Source organism: Paraburkholderia tropica (assembly GCF_900109265.1).
In the GTDB taxonomy this organism is placed as follows: domain Bacteria; phylum Pseudomonadota; class Gammaproteobacteria; order Burkholderiales; family Burkholderiaceae; genus Paraburkholderia; species Paraburkholderia tropica.
Genome location: NZ_FNZM01000013.1, coordinates 174279 through 190432, shown reverse-complemented (window position 1 = coordinate 190432; position 16154 = coordinate 174279). Strand labels below are relative to the sequence as shown.

At 61.9% G+C, this 16154-nt stretch carries 18 protein-coding genes; 12 read left to right on the top strand and 6 right to left on the bottom strand.

Features of this window, described 5'->3' with window-relative positions; genetic code table 11:
- Positions 1–2: 2 nt before the first annotated feature.
- The 12 genes from BMY06_RS39655 to BMY06_RS22660 all read left to right on the top strand — a co-directional run bounded on the left by BMY06_RS39655 (position 3) and on the right by BMY06_RS22660 (position 11315).
- A complete protein-coding gene (locus tag BMY06_RS39655; RefSeq protein WP_161495599.1) occupies positions 3–161 on the top strand; it encodes a hypothetical protein in 159 nt (52 codons plus the stop codon).
- Positions 158–469 (top strand): hypothetical protein, encoded by a 312-nt coding sequence (locus BMY06_RS22705; RefSeq protein ID WP_080180748.1) that lies wholly within the window; start codon positions 158–160, stop codon positions 467–469. The genes BMY06_RS39655 and BMY06_RS22705 overlap by 4 nt, the downstream gene beginning before the upstream one ends.
- Positions 466–996, top strand: coding sequence for a hypothetical protein (locus BMY06_RS38870; RefSeq protein ID WP_124263211.1), 531 nt, complete (start codon positions 466–468; stop codon positions 994–996). Before BMY06_RS22705 ends, BMY06_RS38870 begins: the two co-directional genes overlap by 4 nt.
- An 897-nt stretch (positions 997–1893) precedes the next feature.
- Complete coding sequence (locus BMY06_RS22695) at positions 1894–2295, top strand: hypothetical protein (protein ID WP_074985373.1); 402 nt, start codon at positions 1894–1896, stop codon at positions 2293–2295.
- Positions 2296–2424: 129 nt separating this feature from the next.
- The gene (locus tag BMY06_RS39650) at positions 2425–2601 is read left to right on the top strand and encodes a hypothetical protein (protein WP_156773731.1); all 177 of its coding nucleotides are present in this window, start codon (positions 2425–2427) and stop codon (positions 2599–2601) included.
- Positions 2602–2821: 220 nt separating this feature from the next.
- A complete protein-coding gene (locus BMY06_RS22690; protein WP_074985371.1) occupies positions 2822–3190 on the top strand; it encodes a DUF2946 domain-containing protein in 369 nt (122 codons plus the stop codon).
- Between the two features lie 100 nt (positions 3191–3290).
- Positions 3291–5390, top strand: coding sequence for a TonB-dependent copper receptor (locus tag BMY06_RS22685; protein ID WP_080180749.1), 2100 nt, complete (start codon positions 3291–3293; stop codon positions 5388–5390).
- Positions 5391–5822: 432 nt separating this feature from the next.
- Positions 5823–7073 (top strand): MFS transporter, encoded by a 1251-nt coding sequence (locus BMY06_RS22680; RefSeq protein ID WP_074985367.1) that lies wholly within the window; start codon positions 5823–5825, stop codon positions 7071–7073.
- A gap of 239 nt (positions 7074–7312) precedes the next feature.
- Positions 7313–7972: a glutathione S-transferase family protein gene (locus BMY06_RS22675; protein ID WP_074985365.1), complete on the top strand. Its 660-nt coding sequence runs from the start codon at positions 7313–7315 to the stop codon at positions 7970–7972.
- A gap of 193 nt (positions 7973–8165) precedes the next feature.
- On the top strand, positions 8166–8498 hold the full coding sequence (locus BMY06_RS22670) for a helix-turn-helix transcriptional regulator (protein WP_065059853.1): 333 nt from the start codon (positions 8166–8168) through the stop codon (positions 8496–8498).
- Positions 8495–9727: a type II toxin-antitoxin system HipA family toxin gene (locus BMY06_RS22665; protein WP_074985363.1), complete on the top strand. Its 1233-nt coding sequence runs from the start codon at positions 8495–8497 to the stop codon at positions 9725–9727. Before BMY06_RS22670 ends, BMY06_RS22665 begins: the two co-directional genes overlap by 4 nt.
- Positions 9728–9809: 82 nt before the next feature.
- A complete protein-coding gene (locus tag BMY06_RS22660) occupies positions 9810–11315 on the top strand; it encodes an MFS transporter (RefSeq protein ID WP_065059764.1) in 1506 nt (501 codons plus the stop codon).
- Positions 11316–11341: 26 nt separating this feature from the next.
- Here the strand turns inward: BMY06_RS22660 and BMY06_RS22655 are convergent, their stop codons facing one another.
- The 6 genes from BMY06_RS22655 to BMY06_RS22630 form a co-directional block, all read right to left on the bottom strand.
- Complete coding sequence (locus BMY06_RS22655; protein WP_074985362.1) at positions 11342–12352, bottom strand: D-cysteine desulfhydrase family protein; 1011 nt, start codon at positions 12350–12352, stop codon at positions 11342–11344.
- Positions 12353–12389: 37 nt separating this feature from the next.
- Complete coding sequence (locus BMY06_RS22650) at positions 12390–12839, bottom strand: hypothetical protein (protein ID WP_074985564.1); 450 nt, start codon at positions 12837–12839, stop codon at positions 12390–12392.
- A 124-nt stretch (positions 12840–12963) separates the two neighbouring features.
- Positions 12964–13635 carry a hypothetical protein gene (locus tag BMY06_RS22645; protein ID WP_074985360.1) on the bottom strand — a complete coding sequence of 224 codons (672 nt, stop codon included), beginning with the start codon at positions 13633–13635 and terminating at the stop codon, positions 12964–12966.
- 43 nt (positions 13636–13678) lie between these two features.
- A complete protein-coding gene (locus BMY06_RS22640; protein ID WP_074985358.1) occupies positions 13679–14989 on the bottom strand; it encodes a chloride channel protein in 1311 nt (436 codons plus the stop codon).
- A 299-nt stretch (positions 14990–15288) separates the two neighbouring features.
- Positions 15289–15708: a MarR family winged helix-turn-helix transcriptional regulator gene (locus tag BMY06_RS22635; RefSeq protein WP_074985356.1), complete on the bottom strand. Its 420-nt coding sequence runs from the start codon at positions 15706–15708 to the stop codon at positions 15289–15291.
- 18 nt (positions 15709–15726) lie between these two features.
- Positions 15727–16053: a hypothetical protein gene (locus BMY06_RS22630; RefSeq protein ID WP_065059851.1), complete on the bottom strand. Its 327-nt coding sequence runs from the start codon at positions 16051–16053 to the stop codon at positions 15727–15729.
- Positions 16054–16154: the final 101 nt, after the last annotated feature.

Genomic DNA, 16154 nt, shown 5'->3' with positions numbered 1-16154 from the left:
TCATGCCGATGAAGTCGAAGGCGCAGAACCGCGCCATGCACGCGGCAGCCGAAGGGCATTCGAACCTCGGTATCCCGAAGAAAGTCGGGAAGGAATTCGCCAAGGTTCAGCACGGCAAGTCAGTAAAGATCCTGCCGGAAAAGAAAAGGAGTAAAAGGTGAAAGATGCAATTTATATGGTGCGTGGGACGGATGGATCGCTGCCGCTCAGCTTCATCGACCGTGCGATCGAATTGGCTCGTTCACAAGCAGAAGAAAATGGTCTCGACCGCGTTCATATCTGGGTGAAGCCTTGCCGAGGCGTGCGCGCTGATCCGGATAGCAACGTGGTAGCTGTGATGTGGTCGAGCGACGAAATTCCGCCAAAGAGCTCCTTCGACCTTGAGGACCACGCTTACCTTGGGGTGTTCACCATCGAACCTATGTCGGCCGAGCAAAAGCTTGTCGCACAAAGCGGAGCGAGAGTGTGAAGAGAGCTAAACGTGCTGGTTTGATCTCGGAGCAATCTATCAAGGATGCTCTAACCGAGGCCAAGGGAGATATCTTCCTCGCCTCGACGGCGCTTGACTGCACCGCGCGTGAGCTTGACGGATACATTCGGGCGTCCGCTGATCTCCAGCAGTTTGCCGCGGCGATCGATACAGTGAAGTCAGATGCCACTTATGCACGTATGAGTGCAGAGCAGTTTGAAAGTCGCCTGGCTGATTTGTCGAGAGCGTATCGTGTCGTAGGTCTTGAAGAATTGCACGGTCTGGCGACGATGAATCACAAGGACAGCGCCGCGATGGCAAAGGTAAAGCTTCAGGCTGCAATAGCGCTGCGCGGTGGGTCTCCAGTTTCTGGTGGCGATCGAGAAATTGAGCACGCTCTAGCGGAACTCAACCAGCTTTACCATCAGAATGCCCCGCGTATAAAGGAAATACGCCAGACCGTCATCAAGCTTGAAGATGGTCGGGAAGCGACTCAACGAGTGATCGAACTGACGCCAGATCAGTGATAGCTTTGGCGCGACGTTTATCAAGCCGTCTCCAATCCGGCTCTATTTCGGGATAGATCTGGATTTTTTGCAGACGGATGTGACCGAGCCTCGCCATCTCCTTCACGGCCGCCTTGTGGCCGCATACGCGAATTTCCTTTTTTTCGGCACATCGGCCGGTGCCAATCCACTCCCATGCGGGGATGAGTGCAGCGGAATCGGGTCGAAGACGAGGTTTTATCTCCCATTGCTCGACAGGCTTCAAGCTGGATCTCATGTACTGGACGTGCTGTTTCGGGAGATCGACGGCGTCTGCTAGTTCATCGTCGGCCATGCGTTTTCCGCCGCAAGCCGCCCACAGATCTCTCAGGCGGTCCACAGACGGTGTTCGCAGGTCAATGCACTGCTCATGTACCGACCACGTGTGAGGCCGAGGTAAAACCGTATATTCGGCCACATGCCTACCTGATCGTGTGATTCTCTCCATGGTCATTGGGCACTCAACGAACACGAGTACATCTGCCGGTCCCGAGCGATCCGAAAACGTGTATTGGTCCAGCAGTACGCCACCATTTGCACGCCATCGATCCAGCTGTCCATACGTGGCCTTGTTCCACCATGCCCATTGGTACACTGGAAGGTCTCCAATCAGAGACGATCTGAAGAACACGGGCTTGATGGTCGTGTACCCTCTGTTGACGAGAATATGGGTGAACGATTGGTGTGCTCGACGGATCGATGACGCTACATCGTTTGTCGAAAATATCTTCATATCCAAGAGGCTTGCTGTCCGAGACACGCCCTTACGGGATTTCGCTCCATGGACGTCGGAGCTGTCTTGAAGACTAAGTGTGGTTTGCTCGCAATGATTCGATTTTCATGATTCTGTAGTGGAGATGCAAGACCGGTAACGATCATATGACCGCCTTCGGTCATATTTGCTCGAAAGGATACAAAGTGGTGCGGATCGATGAAGAATCGAAGGCCGAGCTCCTAACTTTTTTGGTGGTCGGGCATCTGGTAGCGATAGCGCGGTCCGGTGAGCAACTCCGGACTGACCATCTCATTGAGGCGTCGCGCCTTTGGCTTCAATCAAATGGGGGCGAGTGCGATTGGTTTGAGTGCGCGAAAATTGTGGAAGCTTCGCGCGAAGTGCTTGGTCAGGTCATAGCAAAGCCCTACCCGACGGATGAGGAGCAGCTCATGAGGCTGTTCAACCTAAACGCAGGATGGTTCCTCGACTATCGATCACCAATCGTCCGAGAGATCCATGCGCTTAGTGTCGCGTGTATCAACGACGCAACACGGCGGCGCACTTGATTTCCGGGGGTTCTTATGGGGGTTGTTTGACTGTTGTGTTAGCGTCAATGCTATATGGAGAAAGGACTTTGGGTTTACATTCGAGTCCCGCCCTGAGCACCAGAGAGTATCCTTTTCTCGAGGATACTAATGATCGAAGAAGGTAAAAGACCCACGGGTCTTTTGCACTTCTTGTTCGATCAGCCAGCATTTACGCCGTTGTTTTCGGCGCAAACAATGCTTCGGCTTTTCCATTTCCGCTCTGCTGGTTTCAAAATCCGCACAGGCCTTATTGCGTTTTCCGCGCTTGCTGCTTTTCGCGCGTGAAGGCCAGCACCAACGCGGACAACACGTCGCAGCGCCGACCATCACATTGCGCGCCACCGTGACGCATATCAATTCTCGCAGAGCCTTCGGTTTCCTTTCGCGCGCTATGACAACAAAATGGCCGCGCCCGTCGCGCGAAACTCCGCACGCATTTCGTTGATTGATCGCGCTTAAGGCTCCGACCTGAATCCGCCCGCACCACGAAGCCTGCATTCGCCCGATGTTCCGCCGATCGAACCGCCTTACCGCCTGGCTTGGGATCCTTGCGATCCTGCTGGCCGTATTCGCGCCGCTCGTCACGCAACTGATCGAACGCGGGCAGGTGCCTGCCGATGTGCTTTGCAGCGCCGCCGCTCACGATGGCGCGAACGGCGCGAGCACGCAAACCGGAAAATCTTTAGCCGCGCATCTCGACGCGTGCGGCTATTGCAGTCTGCTCGCGCACTCGCCTGCATTAAACACCGCTTCTCACGAGATCATTCGCTTCATTCCCGGCGCGCGTTTATCCGTGTCCGCGATGGTTCGTGTCGATCTCCCACGTGTGCGCTATCTGCGCCGCCCACTGCGCGCGCCGCCATTCGACGCCTGATCGCGTTTCATCGCTTTCCTGCTGCCAGTCATTGCCTCACCGTGCGATTGCTCTGCATCGCGCGGGTGGCCCTATTGGTTTGTCGAATGGGTTGGGTCGAATGTTCATTTCAAAAGCTTCTTCCGCGATTCACATCGCGGCACGTATGGCGTTTATTTTCGGATCGGTGTTGTGCCGGTCGTTTGATGCACAAGCTGCTTCTCAGGACGATGTATCGAGCGGCGGCGTCCCTGAGGCGGAATTCGTGCTTCCCCGCGTCGAAGTCGTCGCGCGTCCGCTCAAGAATTCCTTTATCTCCGAGACCGATCCAAAGACGCCGCGTCAGCCGTTGCCCGCGAGTGACGGCGCCGACTATCTGAAAACCGTGCCGGGTTTCACGGCTATTCGCAGTGGCGGTACTAACGGCGATCCCGTTTTGCGCGGCATGTTCGGCTCGCGTCTGAATCTGCTTGCGAACGGCGCGCCGACACAAGGCGCGTGCCCGGCGCGCATGGACTCGCCATCGTCGTACGTCGCGCCGGAGAGCTACGACAAGGTCACGGTCATCAAAGGGCCGCAAACGGTGTTGTACGGTCCTGGCGCATCGGCGGGCACGGTGTTGTTCGAGCGCGAAGCGCCGCGTTTCGACACAGCCGGCGCGCACGTGGATGCAAGCGTAATGGGCGGCACGAACGGCCGCAACGACGAGAATCTCGAACTCACGGCAGGCAATCCCGATGTCTACGCACGCGTGAACGCGAACAAATCGCACGCGCAGGATTATCGTGACGGCAACGGTCAATCGGTGCCTTCCGCCTGGGATAAATGGAATACCGATATCGCGCTCGGCGTGACGCCCGATGCGGATACACGCATCGAACTCGATGCGGGGACGGGAAACGGTCACGCGCGTTACGCCGGCCGCGGCATGGATGGCGTGCGTTTCAAGCGTGACAGCGTTGCATTGCGATTCGAGAAACAGCATCTCGGTAGCGTGATCCGGAAGATCGAAGCGCAGGTTTACTACAACGCTTTCGAACATCGTATGGATAACTATACGTTGCGCGCGACGCCGTCCGGCAGCATGGCGATGGCCTCGGATGTGCGTCGTCGAACGGCGGGCGGCCGCGTAGCGGCGACGCTCGATACTGGCGACAATCTGCAATGGATCGTGGGTTTCGACGCGCAGACGAACTGGCTGGATTCGCGTTCTGCGATGGGGCTGCAAAGTCCGTCGGCTTTGTCGTGGACGCCTTCTGCGCAAATGACGAATTACGGACTGTTTTCCGAGGTCACGTGGGACGCGAGCGAAACGCAGCGCGTAGTGGCGGGCCTTCGTCTCGATCGCGCGGCCGCCACCGACGAGCGCGCTACCGTTAGCGCTTCCATGATGTCGATGGCGCAGCCCAATCCCACCGCGAATGCCACCCGCACGCGCACGTTGCCCGGCGGATTTATTCGCTACGAACAAACCGCACGCACGATGCCGCTGACGTGGTACGCCGGCATCGGTCATACCGAACGCTTTCCCGATTACTGGGAATTGTTTTCGCCCACACGCGGCCCCGCGAATTCCGCCAACGCATTCGCGGGTATCGAGCCGGAAAAAACGACGCAATTCGATGTCGGCGCGCATTATCGTAACGACGCGATCGATGCATGGATTTCGGCTTATGCGGGCTATGTCGAAGATTTCATTCTGTTCAACTACGGCACGGGGACGCAATCGAATGTCTCGCAGGCCAGCAACGTGAATGCGCAAATCATGGGCGGCGAATTGGGCGGGACATGGCGCGCGGGCGCGGGATGGAAACTGGGCATGTCGGCGGCCTATGCGTGGGGACGCAACGCCAACAGCGGCGAACCGCTGCCGCAAATTCCGCCGCTCGACGTGCGTCTGAATGCCGACTATACGTGGCGCGCGTGGTCGGTCGGCGCGCTCTGGCGTATCGTCGCGCCGCAACGGCGTTATACGCTGCACGAAGGCAATGTAGTCGGGCAGGACTTCGGGCCGAGCGCGGGTTTCGGCGTGGTGTCGCTGCATGCGCAATACGATCTGGATAAGCGCACGCAATTCTCGATCGGTGTCGACAACCTGTTTAACAAGGCCTATAGCGAGCATCTGAATCTCGCGGGCAACGCGGGATTCGGCTATTCCGGCGGCGTCGCCATCATGGAGCCGGGACGCACGATCTGGGGCCGATTGCGCTTCAGAATGTGAAGCGCAGAAGGCGCGAATGATGTCGTGTGCGCATGCGCGCTAAAACGTGAAACCCACAACGTCGAGACTTTTTTTTGCGGGCGTGGGCGACCGTTGGTAAAATACGCACACGCCGCATCCGGCTGAAGCATCCCTTCTGATCCGCTACGCCAGCGTCACTATTTTTTCGCCGTTTCTTTTTTACCGATGACTGCGATTCGCGCCTGATGTTTGCGTCCATTTGACGCAGATTTCGGGCGCTGCATGCGTTTGGAATGCGTTTCAAGACCCTACTGACGTATTCGGTTTTTTAAAACACTCAAACAATTTTCTTTCTGCGATGTTAAGTTAGAAAGAACCCCGCAGCGAATGCGGTTATCCGTATTTTCTCCGCTATTTAGCGCGGATTGACCGAACAATCGATTTTATTATTCGCCTCTCTAAAACAGTTCCATGCACATCAACGAACAACCCGTCGATGCGGCGTCGCTACGCCCCGGCGCCGAAACGACATTGCGTCAATGGCTCGCGGTTTTTGCCGTCGCCATTAGCGCATTCGCTTTCGTCACGTCCGAATTTCTTCCGGTTGGGCTCCTGCCCCAGATTGCGCGCGATCTCGGCGTGACGCCGGGCACGGCGGGTCTGATGGTGACGACGCCCGGCGTACTGGCCGCGATTTTCGCGCCCGGCATGCTGATTCTCGCGGGCCGTATGGATCGTCGACGCGTGTTTCTGCTGCTCACCGCCATGCTGCTCGCGTCCAATATCGTATCGGCCATGTCGACGAATTTCGCCGTCATGCTGATCGGCCGCGCGATGCTCGGCGCAGCGCTCGGCGGTTTCTGGACGCTCGCGACGGCCGCGGCCGGACGTCTCGTGCAAGTCAGCGACGCCGCGCGCGCCACCGCCATCATTCTCACGGGTGTGACCTGTGCCACGGTGATCGGTGTGCCGCTTGGCACCTTTATCGCAGGCCTGGCGTCGTGGCGCGCGTCGTTCCTCACGACGGGCGGACTCGTCGCGGTCGCATTGATTGCGCAGGCGCTGCTCGTGCCGTCGCTGCCGTCCGCCACGGCGCTGCGTATTGCCAGTTTCGTCGAATTGATGCGCCGTCCGCACACGCGTCTGAGCATGCTGATGGTCGCACTGGTTTTCGGCGCGCATTTTTCGACGTATACGTTTATTGCGCCGTTGCTGCAGCAGGATTTTTCGCTGGGCGCGATTACGCTGCTGTTGCTCGCATTCGGCGTGATTGGCTTTTTTTCGAATGCGCTACTGTCGATGGTAGTGGCGAATCGTTTGAAAACATCGGTTGCGGCCATGACGGCGCTGCTGCTGTGCGCGCTTTCGTCGATGCTCTTGCTCGATCACGTGCGCATCGGCGAAATCGCGGCGATGCTGATGTGGGGCGTCGCGTTCGGCGCGCTGCCGCTGTGCTTCAGCGTGTGGATTCAGCGCGGCACGGCCGATCGGCCCGAAGCCGGTTCGGCGATGTTCGTCAGCGTGATTCAGGTCGCGATCGCGCTCGGTTCGTCGGTGGGCGGCACGATCGTCGATCATGCGGGCGTGCGCGCCGACTTCGTGCTCGGCTGCGGGCTGGCCGTGCTGGGGCTCATCACGTTGCAGCGCCTCGCGGCGATGGAGCGTCCGCGTCCGGCGGCGGCCTCGTCGCTCGACTGTAATTGCGGCGCGTCGCTCGACTGATTTTCCGGTGTGCTGGCGGGCCGGGTTCTTGCCCGAACGCCGGCGCCAGCCAACTACAAAAGATAAAAAGACTCGACCGCGCGCTCCTCGCCGCGCTCGTGTCCTGGCTGCGCTCCCCATCGCTACTCCGCCGTCGCGCGCGCTTGCCATGCGCGCGCGTCTGGCGCATCGTGCATCCTTCGTTCAACGCATTGTGATTGTGTCATTGCGCGGTTTGCTTCGAACCGGGAGGTCTCACGATGTCGCTCGCGCTTTATGGTCATCCATTTTCTTCCTATACGCAGAAGGTGCTCGTTGCGCTCTACGAGAACGACACGCCGTTCGCGTTTCGCACGATCGGGCCCGAAACGCCGCAGCACACACAGGCGTGGCTGACGCTCTGGCCGCTGCGCAAGTTTCCCGTGCTGGTGGACGGCGAGCGCAGCGTGGCGGAGACCAGCATCATCATCGAATATCTGCAGCTCGCGCATGGCGGGGCGCAGCGGTTCTTGCCGTCCGAGCCGATGGCCGCGCTGGACGTGCGCTTTCTCGACCGCTTCTTCGACCTGCACGTGATGACGCCGGTGCAGTGCGCGGTGGAAGGCGCGTTGACGGGCGACGCGGCACGGCGCGAAGCGGCGCACGCGTACGCGGCGGGCAAGCTCGATCTGGCCTACGCGTGGCTCGACGATCGGCTCGCGGACCGAACCTGGGCCGCGGGCGAGGACTTCACACTCGCGGACTGCGCGGCCGCGCCTTCGCTCTTTTACGCCGACTGGACGCATCGTATTCCGGAGCGCTTCAGCGCGCTGCGGGCGTATCGCGCGCGGTTGCTCGCACGCCCTTCGTTTGCGCGCGCGGTGGAGGAAGCGCGACCGTATCGGCACCTGCTTCCGCTGGGCGCGCCTGATCGCGATTGAGCATTTCGCCGCTTTGATTTAATCGGCGTAAATGTACCTTTTAATGGCAAAAATTTCTTATAAAAGGCATATTTATGCCGGTTAACGAAGATGCGGCGCGTATTTCCATATAACCGGTAATTTTCCGCCGTTTATAGATCTATTTGCGTAATAAGCGGTATAATTATGCCTTTTACAGACCGTGGAGCAGGCGATGCTGTTCGATCTCGCGACAGTCGAGGAAATCGCGGGCGCACTGGCTCAGAAGCTGCGCGCCCTGAGGCTTCAGCAGTCCCTCACGCAAGCCGAGCTGGCGGCGCGTGCGGGCGTGTCCGAGCGCGCGCTGCGTAATTTCGAGCGTAGCGGGCAGGCGACGCTGGAGACCTTCCTGCGCGTGACGCAGGCGCTCGGGCGGGCATCCGATCTGGAGGCGCTGTTCGAGCTCAAGCTGCGCTCGATTCGCGCGATGGAGCAGGCGAGCGCGAACCGGCAGCGTGCACCGCGCCGCGCGTCCGCCAAAACGTCGTCCGGGAGAACCGGCCAATGAAACGCCTGCGCGTGATCTACGAAGGCTGGGGCGAGCAGTTCGACCTGGGCGTGCTCGCGGACGACGGCCAGCATCTCCTCTTCGAATACACGCAGGCGGCGCGCGAGCGCGGCCTCGAACTCTCACGCTTCAAACTCCCGCTGCAAACCGCGGCGTTCGGCGACTTCCCGCAGCATCAGCAACGCTTGCCCGGCCTTGTCGCCGACAGCCTGCCCGACGGCTGGGGCATGCTGCTGATGGACCGTCTGTTTCGCGTGCGCGGCATCGACCCGTATTCGGTTTCGCCGCTCGATCGCCTCGCCGTGGTGGGGCATCGCGGCATGGGTGCGCTGAGCTACGCGCCCGAGAGCGAAGCGCCCATCGTAGTCGCCGACGTGAATCTCCACACCATCGCCGACGAAGTGCAGCAGGCGATGGCCGGCGCGAGCGAATCCGTGCTGCGCGAACTGGTGTTGATGGGCGGCTCGCCGCATGGCGCGCGTCCGAAAGTGCTGGTCAACGTGGACCACGCGGCCAATCGCATGTGGAACTCGGAGGACGCGCCCGGCACGCCGTGGCTCGTGAAGTTTCCCGCGCAAAACGAAGCGCCCGAAGTGTGCGCGATCGAAATGCTTTATTCGGATCTCGTGCGCGCGTGCGGAATCGAGATGCCGCCCACTGCGTATTTCGATCTCGGCGCACAGGGCGCTGCGTTCGGCATCGCGCGCTTCGATCGCGAGGAGGGTCAGCGCGTGCCCGTTCACACGGCGGCGGGCGTGGCGCATGTGGACTTTCGGCTGCCGTCGCTCGACTATACGAATCTGCTGCGCCTCGCGGGCTTCGTGACGCGCGATGTGCGCGAAGTCGAGGCGTTGTACGCGCGCTGCGTATTCAACGTGCTCTTTAATAATCGCGACGATCACGCGAAGAACTTCTCGTTCCGGCTCGATCGCAACGATCACTGGCGCATCGCGCCCGCGTACGACATCACGTTCAATCGCGGCCCGGCGGGGCAGCATCAGATGGATATCGGCGGCGAGGCGAGAGCGCCCGCGCGCGCCCATTTGCTGAAACTCGCGAAAGAGAGCGGCGTGAAGGAGGCGAGCGCGGCGCGCATCATCGATCGCACGGCGCATGTGGCGGGCGAACTGGCGGCGCGGGCTGCCGATTATCCGGTTTCGGCGGCCACGACTGCGGAAATCGTCGATGCCGTGGAGGCGAACCGCTCGCGCCTGCTCGCCGCGAACTAGACGCGCACACAGCGCGGCCGGGTACGCAACCTGCTGCCGATGTCACGATTGCGCACGCTTTCGTGCGATGCGAGCCGCGGCCATGCCCAGCGAGACAGAAACCCGCCAGTCCACTCAGTCTTCCGAATCCACGATCGGCGCCGACATAAACGAGCGAGCCGCGATCGTGGAAACCGATCTTCCGGCGCGTCTCGACCGCCTGCCGTGGGGCCGTTTTCACGTGCTGATCGTGGTCGCGCTCGGCGTGACGTGGTTGCTCGACGGACTCGAAGTGACGCTCGCGGGCGCGGTAGCGAGCGCGCTGAAGACGAGTCCGGTGCTGCACGTCGACAACGCGCAAGTCGGGCTTGCGGGCAGTGCGTATATCGCGGGCGCAGTGCTGGGCGCGCTCGGCTTCGGCTGGCTCACCGACCGGCTCGGACGACGCAAGCTGTTCTTCATCACGCTCGCGGTCTATCTGCTCGCGACGGCCGCCACGGCGTGCTCGTGGAGCTTCGCGAGCTTCATGGTGTTTCGCGCGCTGACCGGCGCGGGCATCGGCGGCGAATATGCGGCCATCAATTCGACGATTCAGGAATTCACGCCCGCACGCGTGCGCGGCTGGACCGATCTGAGCATCAACGGCACCTTCTGGGTGGGCGCGGGCATCGGCGCGCTGGGCTCTTACGCGCTGCTCGATCCGCGTTGGTTACCGCCGGATTGGGGCTGGCGCGCGTGCTTCCTCATCGGCGCGGTACTTGCGCTGATCATTTTGCCGATGCGCCGCTGGATTCCCGAAAGCCCGCGCTGGCTGCTTACGCATGGCGAGCACGACGAAGCACGCTCGATCGTCGAACGCATCGAAACGCGCTTTCGCGAAGCCGGTCACACGCTCAATGACAACGCGACGTCGTCACTGCGTCTGCGCGCGCGCCGTCACACGCCGTTGAGCGAAGTGATGCACGCGATCTTCGTGCGTCATCGCCGTCGCGCCTTCGTGGGTTTATCGTTGATGACGGCGCAGGCCTTCTTCTACAACGCGATCTTCTTCACCTACGCGCTCGTGCTCACCGAGTTCTATCGCGTGCCTGGCGGCGACGTGGGCCTGTATCTGCTGCCGTTCGCGCTCGGCAATTTTCTCGGGCCGCTCGTGCTCGGCAGACTGTTCGACGTGCTGGGCCGCCGCAAGATGATCGCGGCTACTTACGCGCTGTCGGGTGTGCTGTTGAGCGCGAGCGGCTATCTGTTCGCGCACGGTTGGCTCACCGTCGTGCAGCAAACGGTGGCGTGGATGGTGATTTTCTTCTTCGCTTCGGCGGCGGCGAGTTCGGCGTATCTGACCGTGAGCGAATCGTTTCCGCTCGAAATCCGCGCGCTGGCGATCGCCGTTTTCTATGCCTTCGGCACGGGACTCGGCGGGATGATCGGACCAGCATTCTTCGGACGACTGATCGATACGCATCAGCGTAGCGAAGTGTTCACGGGTTATCTCGTCGGCTCCGCGCTGATGTTGGGCGCGGCGCTGATCGCCGCGATCTGGGGCGTGGACGCCGAACGAAAATCGCTCGAACATGTGGCCACGCCGCTTTCCGCTATCGACGACGCGTGACGTTGCGTTTAAAGCGGCACCTGAAACTAAAACGCACTGCGATACGCATACAAACCGGGCAGGCCGCCCGTCATCACGAACAGTACGTTCTCGTGCGCACCATAGCGGCCGCTCCGCACGTTCTCCAGCAGACCCGCAAACGCCTTGCCGCCATACACGGGATCGATCAGCAGACCTTCCGTCGAAGCGAGCAGGCGCACGGCGGCGCGCATGGCATCGGTGGGGAGGCCGTAGCCGTCACCGAGCTGTGATTCGTCGATCACGATATCACCGGCTTCAACACGCAAACTGGCGTCGATGAGGCACGCGGTGTGATTCGCCTTGTCGAGCGTCGCGGCGTGCGCTTTCTCCGCGCCGGCGTAAACCGCGAACGCCGTCACGCTGGGCGGATTCAGTCCGAGTGCCTTCATGCCCGCCACGAAGCCCGCGTGCATGCCGCCGCTGCCGTTGGGCATGACGATGTGATCGAACGCGATCCCGCTCGCGCGCGATTGCGCGGCGATTTCCGCTGCACCCTCCGCATAGCCGAGGCAACCGACCGGGCTCGATCCTCCGAGCGGACACACATAGACGTTGCGGCCCTGCGAGCGCAGCGTATCGGCGCGCGCCTCGGCGAATGGCAGCGCGTCGGTGCCCGCAGGCAGATCGTGCACGTGCGCCGCGAGCAGATCGTCGAGCAGAATATTGCCGTTTTCAAGGTACTCCGCGTCGAATCGAGGCACCGCGCGCGTGAGCACCAGTTCGCATTGCAGTCCCGCACGCGCGGCGGCGGCCGCCGTCAAGCGCGCATGATTCGACTGCCGCGCGCCGACGGTGATGATCGTATCCGCGCCACGCGCGAGCGCTTCGCCCATCAGGAATTCGAGTTTGCGCAGCTTGTTTCCGCCGCCGCCGAGCCCGTTCAGATCGTCGCGCTTCACATAGATAGTCGCGCCGCCAAGCTGCGTGCTGAGCCGCGATAAATGTTGAATGGGCGTCGGGCCTTCGAGCAGCGCGTAACGGGGGAACATCGAAAGATCGAGTGAGGTCGGATTCATGGAAGGGCGAGGGACGTTGCGTGTCGATGAGCCGACGTTAATGGCCGTTGCGCGCGCGGGCCTGTTCGGCGAGCGCCTTGTAATCGTAGGTCGGATAGAACTCGGTGCGATAGCCGCCCCAGGCGGTTTCTTCGATGGCGCGATTCACTTCGCGCAGCCGCGCGGCAGGCACGCGCAACGTGACGACCTGGCCCAGCCCCATCATCACGTACCACGACACCACTTCGATGCCCGGCGGCGGAAAGGCCTTGTAAAAGCCTTGTTCGGCGAGTTGCTGATTGATCTTCGGCAGCGGTTTGGATTCGTCGTGTTTGAGGACGACGGTCAGCAGGAACGTGCCGTCGCCGGCGGGCGTGACGGGCATGCCCGGCGGTACGGCGTTGGTGTTTTCCGCCGTGTTCGTGGATTGAGCGGCGGCGAAGGGCGCGAAAGCGCTCAGCGCGGCGGCGAGCGCAACGGCCGCCGTCCAGTTGTATACGCGATGCATCGGCATGCTCCAGATCGAGGTTGGAGTACGGACACGCATGACTTGCGCCGTGGCCTTGCAGCGGCGCAGCGTGCAGGATACACGCTTCGTGCCGATCTCGCGTGACCCGCCGATGACGCCGCGTTCAGCCGTTTTGCGGCGTGCGCAACGCGCGCGTATTGCGCTCGATGGCGAGCAGCAGCAGGAGCACGGTGAGGAAGCCCGCCAACGCGAGCAGCGTGCCCAGCGACGAGCGGAATTGCGCGCTGCGTGCCTGGGCCGCCTCGATCAGCGATTGCGCCGAGGCGATGCGCTCGATCTTGAAGCGCGCGTATTGATTCATCGCCGTCGCCACGTAGCGGTCGCGATCGTCCCATTCCCAGGCCGACGCATGGTGTGTCGCGTGCGCGATGACCTGGCCGAGTTCATCGACGAATTGCTGGCGGTCGGCGAGCGGCACGTTGTCGAGCCACGCGTCGAGCATCGGCTGACTTGCATTGTGCTGATCGAGCACGGCGCGCAACGGCGCGGGCAACGCCAGCCCGGCGGCGGCGGGAAGCTCGAGCGTGGCCTCGTCGTCGTTCGCGCTGTTGACGTTGTTGTTCGAAATGGCGTCGTTGGCCGCCTCCGTGCCCGGAATCGAGGCGAGCACCGCGCTCGCGCTCACGGGCGGATCGGCGCTCATGTTCGCGTTGCCGGAGGCGGATAGGGCGGCGATCACCGCCATCATCGCCAGCACCGCGCCGACGAGCGCCACGATGCACAACACGCGCGCCGTACCCAGCAGGCGCCGTTCCAGATTGTCCGCGAGCCTCATTTCAACCCCGTAAATAGCGTGCGATTGTGCGCGAGCGCCTGTGTCAGGGCTCGCGTAGATAACGTTCCGAAAGCGCTTCGTAAAGCGGCGGCGCGAAAAAACGCGAGACGCGGCTCGCGATCAGTGCTGTCGCCATGAGCGACAGCACGAGCGCATGCCCGTTAATCATTTCGATGACGATCACGAACGCCGTGATCGGACTTTGCGTGACCGCCGCGAGATAACCGACCATGCCGAGCGCAATCAGCATCGACAGTTGCATCTGCGAAAACACCATATGCAGCGTATTGCCGATGCCCGCGCCAATCGCGAGCGACGGCGCGAACAGGCCGCCCGGCGCGCCGGGCAGATACGAGCCCACCATCGATACGATCTTGAACAGCGGATACGCCGCGCTTACGTGCGCGTTGCCTTCCAGCATGCTGCGCGCTTCGGCATAGCCGCTGCCGAACGCGTGACCGTGCGAGATCACGCCGACAACCGCGATGATCAGCCCGCACAGCGCGCCGAAGTGCACCGGCTGTTTCGCGCGCATGTCGAGCAGCCGGGCGGGCATCCAGCGCCGCGTGTTGAGCAGCAGCCAGCAGAAGCAGCCGCCGAGAACGCCCGCGATTATGCCGATCAGCATGACGGCCAGCGTGAGCCACTTCGGCAAACCCGAACCGATGTCGATGGTGCCGAAATACACGTAATTGCCTTGCAGGCCGAGCGAAACGATACCCGCGAAGATAATCGCCGTGATCAGCACGCCGCTGGTGCGTGCCGAGAAACTGCGCATCAGTTCTTCGATGGCGAACACCACGCCCGCGAGCGGCGCATTGAACGCCGCCGACAAGCCCGCCGCTGCGCCCGCGAGTGCGAGCCGGCGTTCGAGCGCGCCGTGGCTGATCGCGCGAAAACGCTGCGGATAGAAACGCCGCAGGCTGAACATGAGCGCCGCGCCCACGTGAATGGTCGGGCCTTCGCGGCCAATGGTGAAGCCGCCGAGAATGGCGAGAAACGACACGAAAATTTTGCCGACGAGAATGCGCAACGTGAGCAGCCGGGGCCCGAGCGCGTCGGGGCCATGCAGCATGGCGATCACCTGCGGGATGCCGCTGCCTTCCGCGCCGTCGAAAAAGCGCCGCGTGATCCAGACCGTCAACGCGCCCATCGCGGGCGCAATCAGCAGCGGCAACCAGAAGTGCTCGGCGGCGTAGCGCAGAAAGAGCGCGTAGCCGAAGTCGATGAGCTTGGCGTACAGCACGGCGACGAGGCCCACGGCCACCGCGCCCAGCCAGAACACGCCGTAGTGCAGCCACAGCCGGTTGGCGCGCTGCATCGCGCGCCGGTCGATCAGCCCGAAAATGCGCACGGTGCCGTCTCTCCTGTTGTTGATTGCTGTTGTGTGGATAGCGCCGTCGCGCGCGTCGTTTCCGATGATCGAAAAAAAACCCAGCGATCACGCTGGGTCAGGGGAAGCCACCACCAGTTGGCGCCGGTGGCAACTGGACGTACAGTCCGGCAAGCTGAGGACACCACCATGTCACGCGACCCGGCGGCGCACCCATTACCGGTGCGCTGCGATGAACGATCACGATGTGACATATCGATCAATTTAAGCCGGGATACTTAAAGGAAACTTAAAAGAACGCTTAAACGGCGCGGCGGACATCAGGCCTGCTCGTCGCGGAACGCCCAGCCGAATGCCTGGACTTCCGACTTGTGCAGGGCGGCCAGCTTCATCAGACAGCGCTCGCCTTCCGCCGTGAGATGTACCTGAACCTGCCGCCGGTCGTGCGCGCTCGGCACGCGTTCGACCAGACCGGCCGCTTCGCAACGCGTGACCAGCGCCACGGTGCCATGCGAGGACGCCTGCAGCCGTTCGGCGAGTTCGCCCACGGTGGCCCAGTCGCGGTCTGGAAAGGCGCGGGTGTGCAGCATCAGCATGTATTGCAGCGGCGTCACGCCTTCGGCGTGCACGATCTCTTCGGAATAGCGCAGAAAGCGGCGCAGACGATAGCGGAACTCGGAAAGCTCCTCCAGATCGGCGCGCGATATCGGCTCCGTGGCCTTGCGGCGTGGCGATGTCATGAAGCGTTGCCGTACCGGTCAGCTCAGCGGCTTGACGTAATCTTCCGAAAGCCAGTAGCTCATCTGACCGTGCGGGCCGTTGATGAGCACCGCGCGCGGATCGTCGACGCCGTCGTCCGCGATGGTGCACGCAATGGTGCCGTCCGGAATCATCGTGACCTGCTGCGCGTTCGCGAGCCGCGCGAGCTTCTGCGCGCTGAGCGGGTAGAGATGGCTATAGATGTCGTAACTGATCGCGCCCGGCGCGTCGCCCTCGATCCGCACTTGCGGACCCTCGGTGCAGGTATGCGCGAACGCGCTCGCCGTCCAGACGCCGGCCAACGCGGCAAGGAAAAGTCGCTTCATGGGTTTCCTCTGCTGAATCAAGACTGCGTTCGACACGGTGCGCGCAAGCTCGTGCATGCCACGCCGAACGCCCGCATCGGCGGGCTCTCAACCTGCATTAT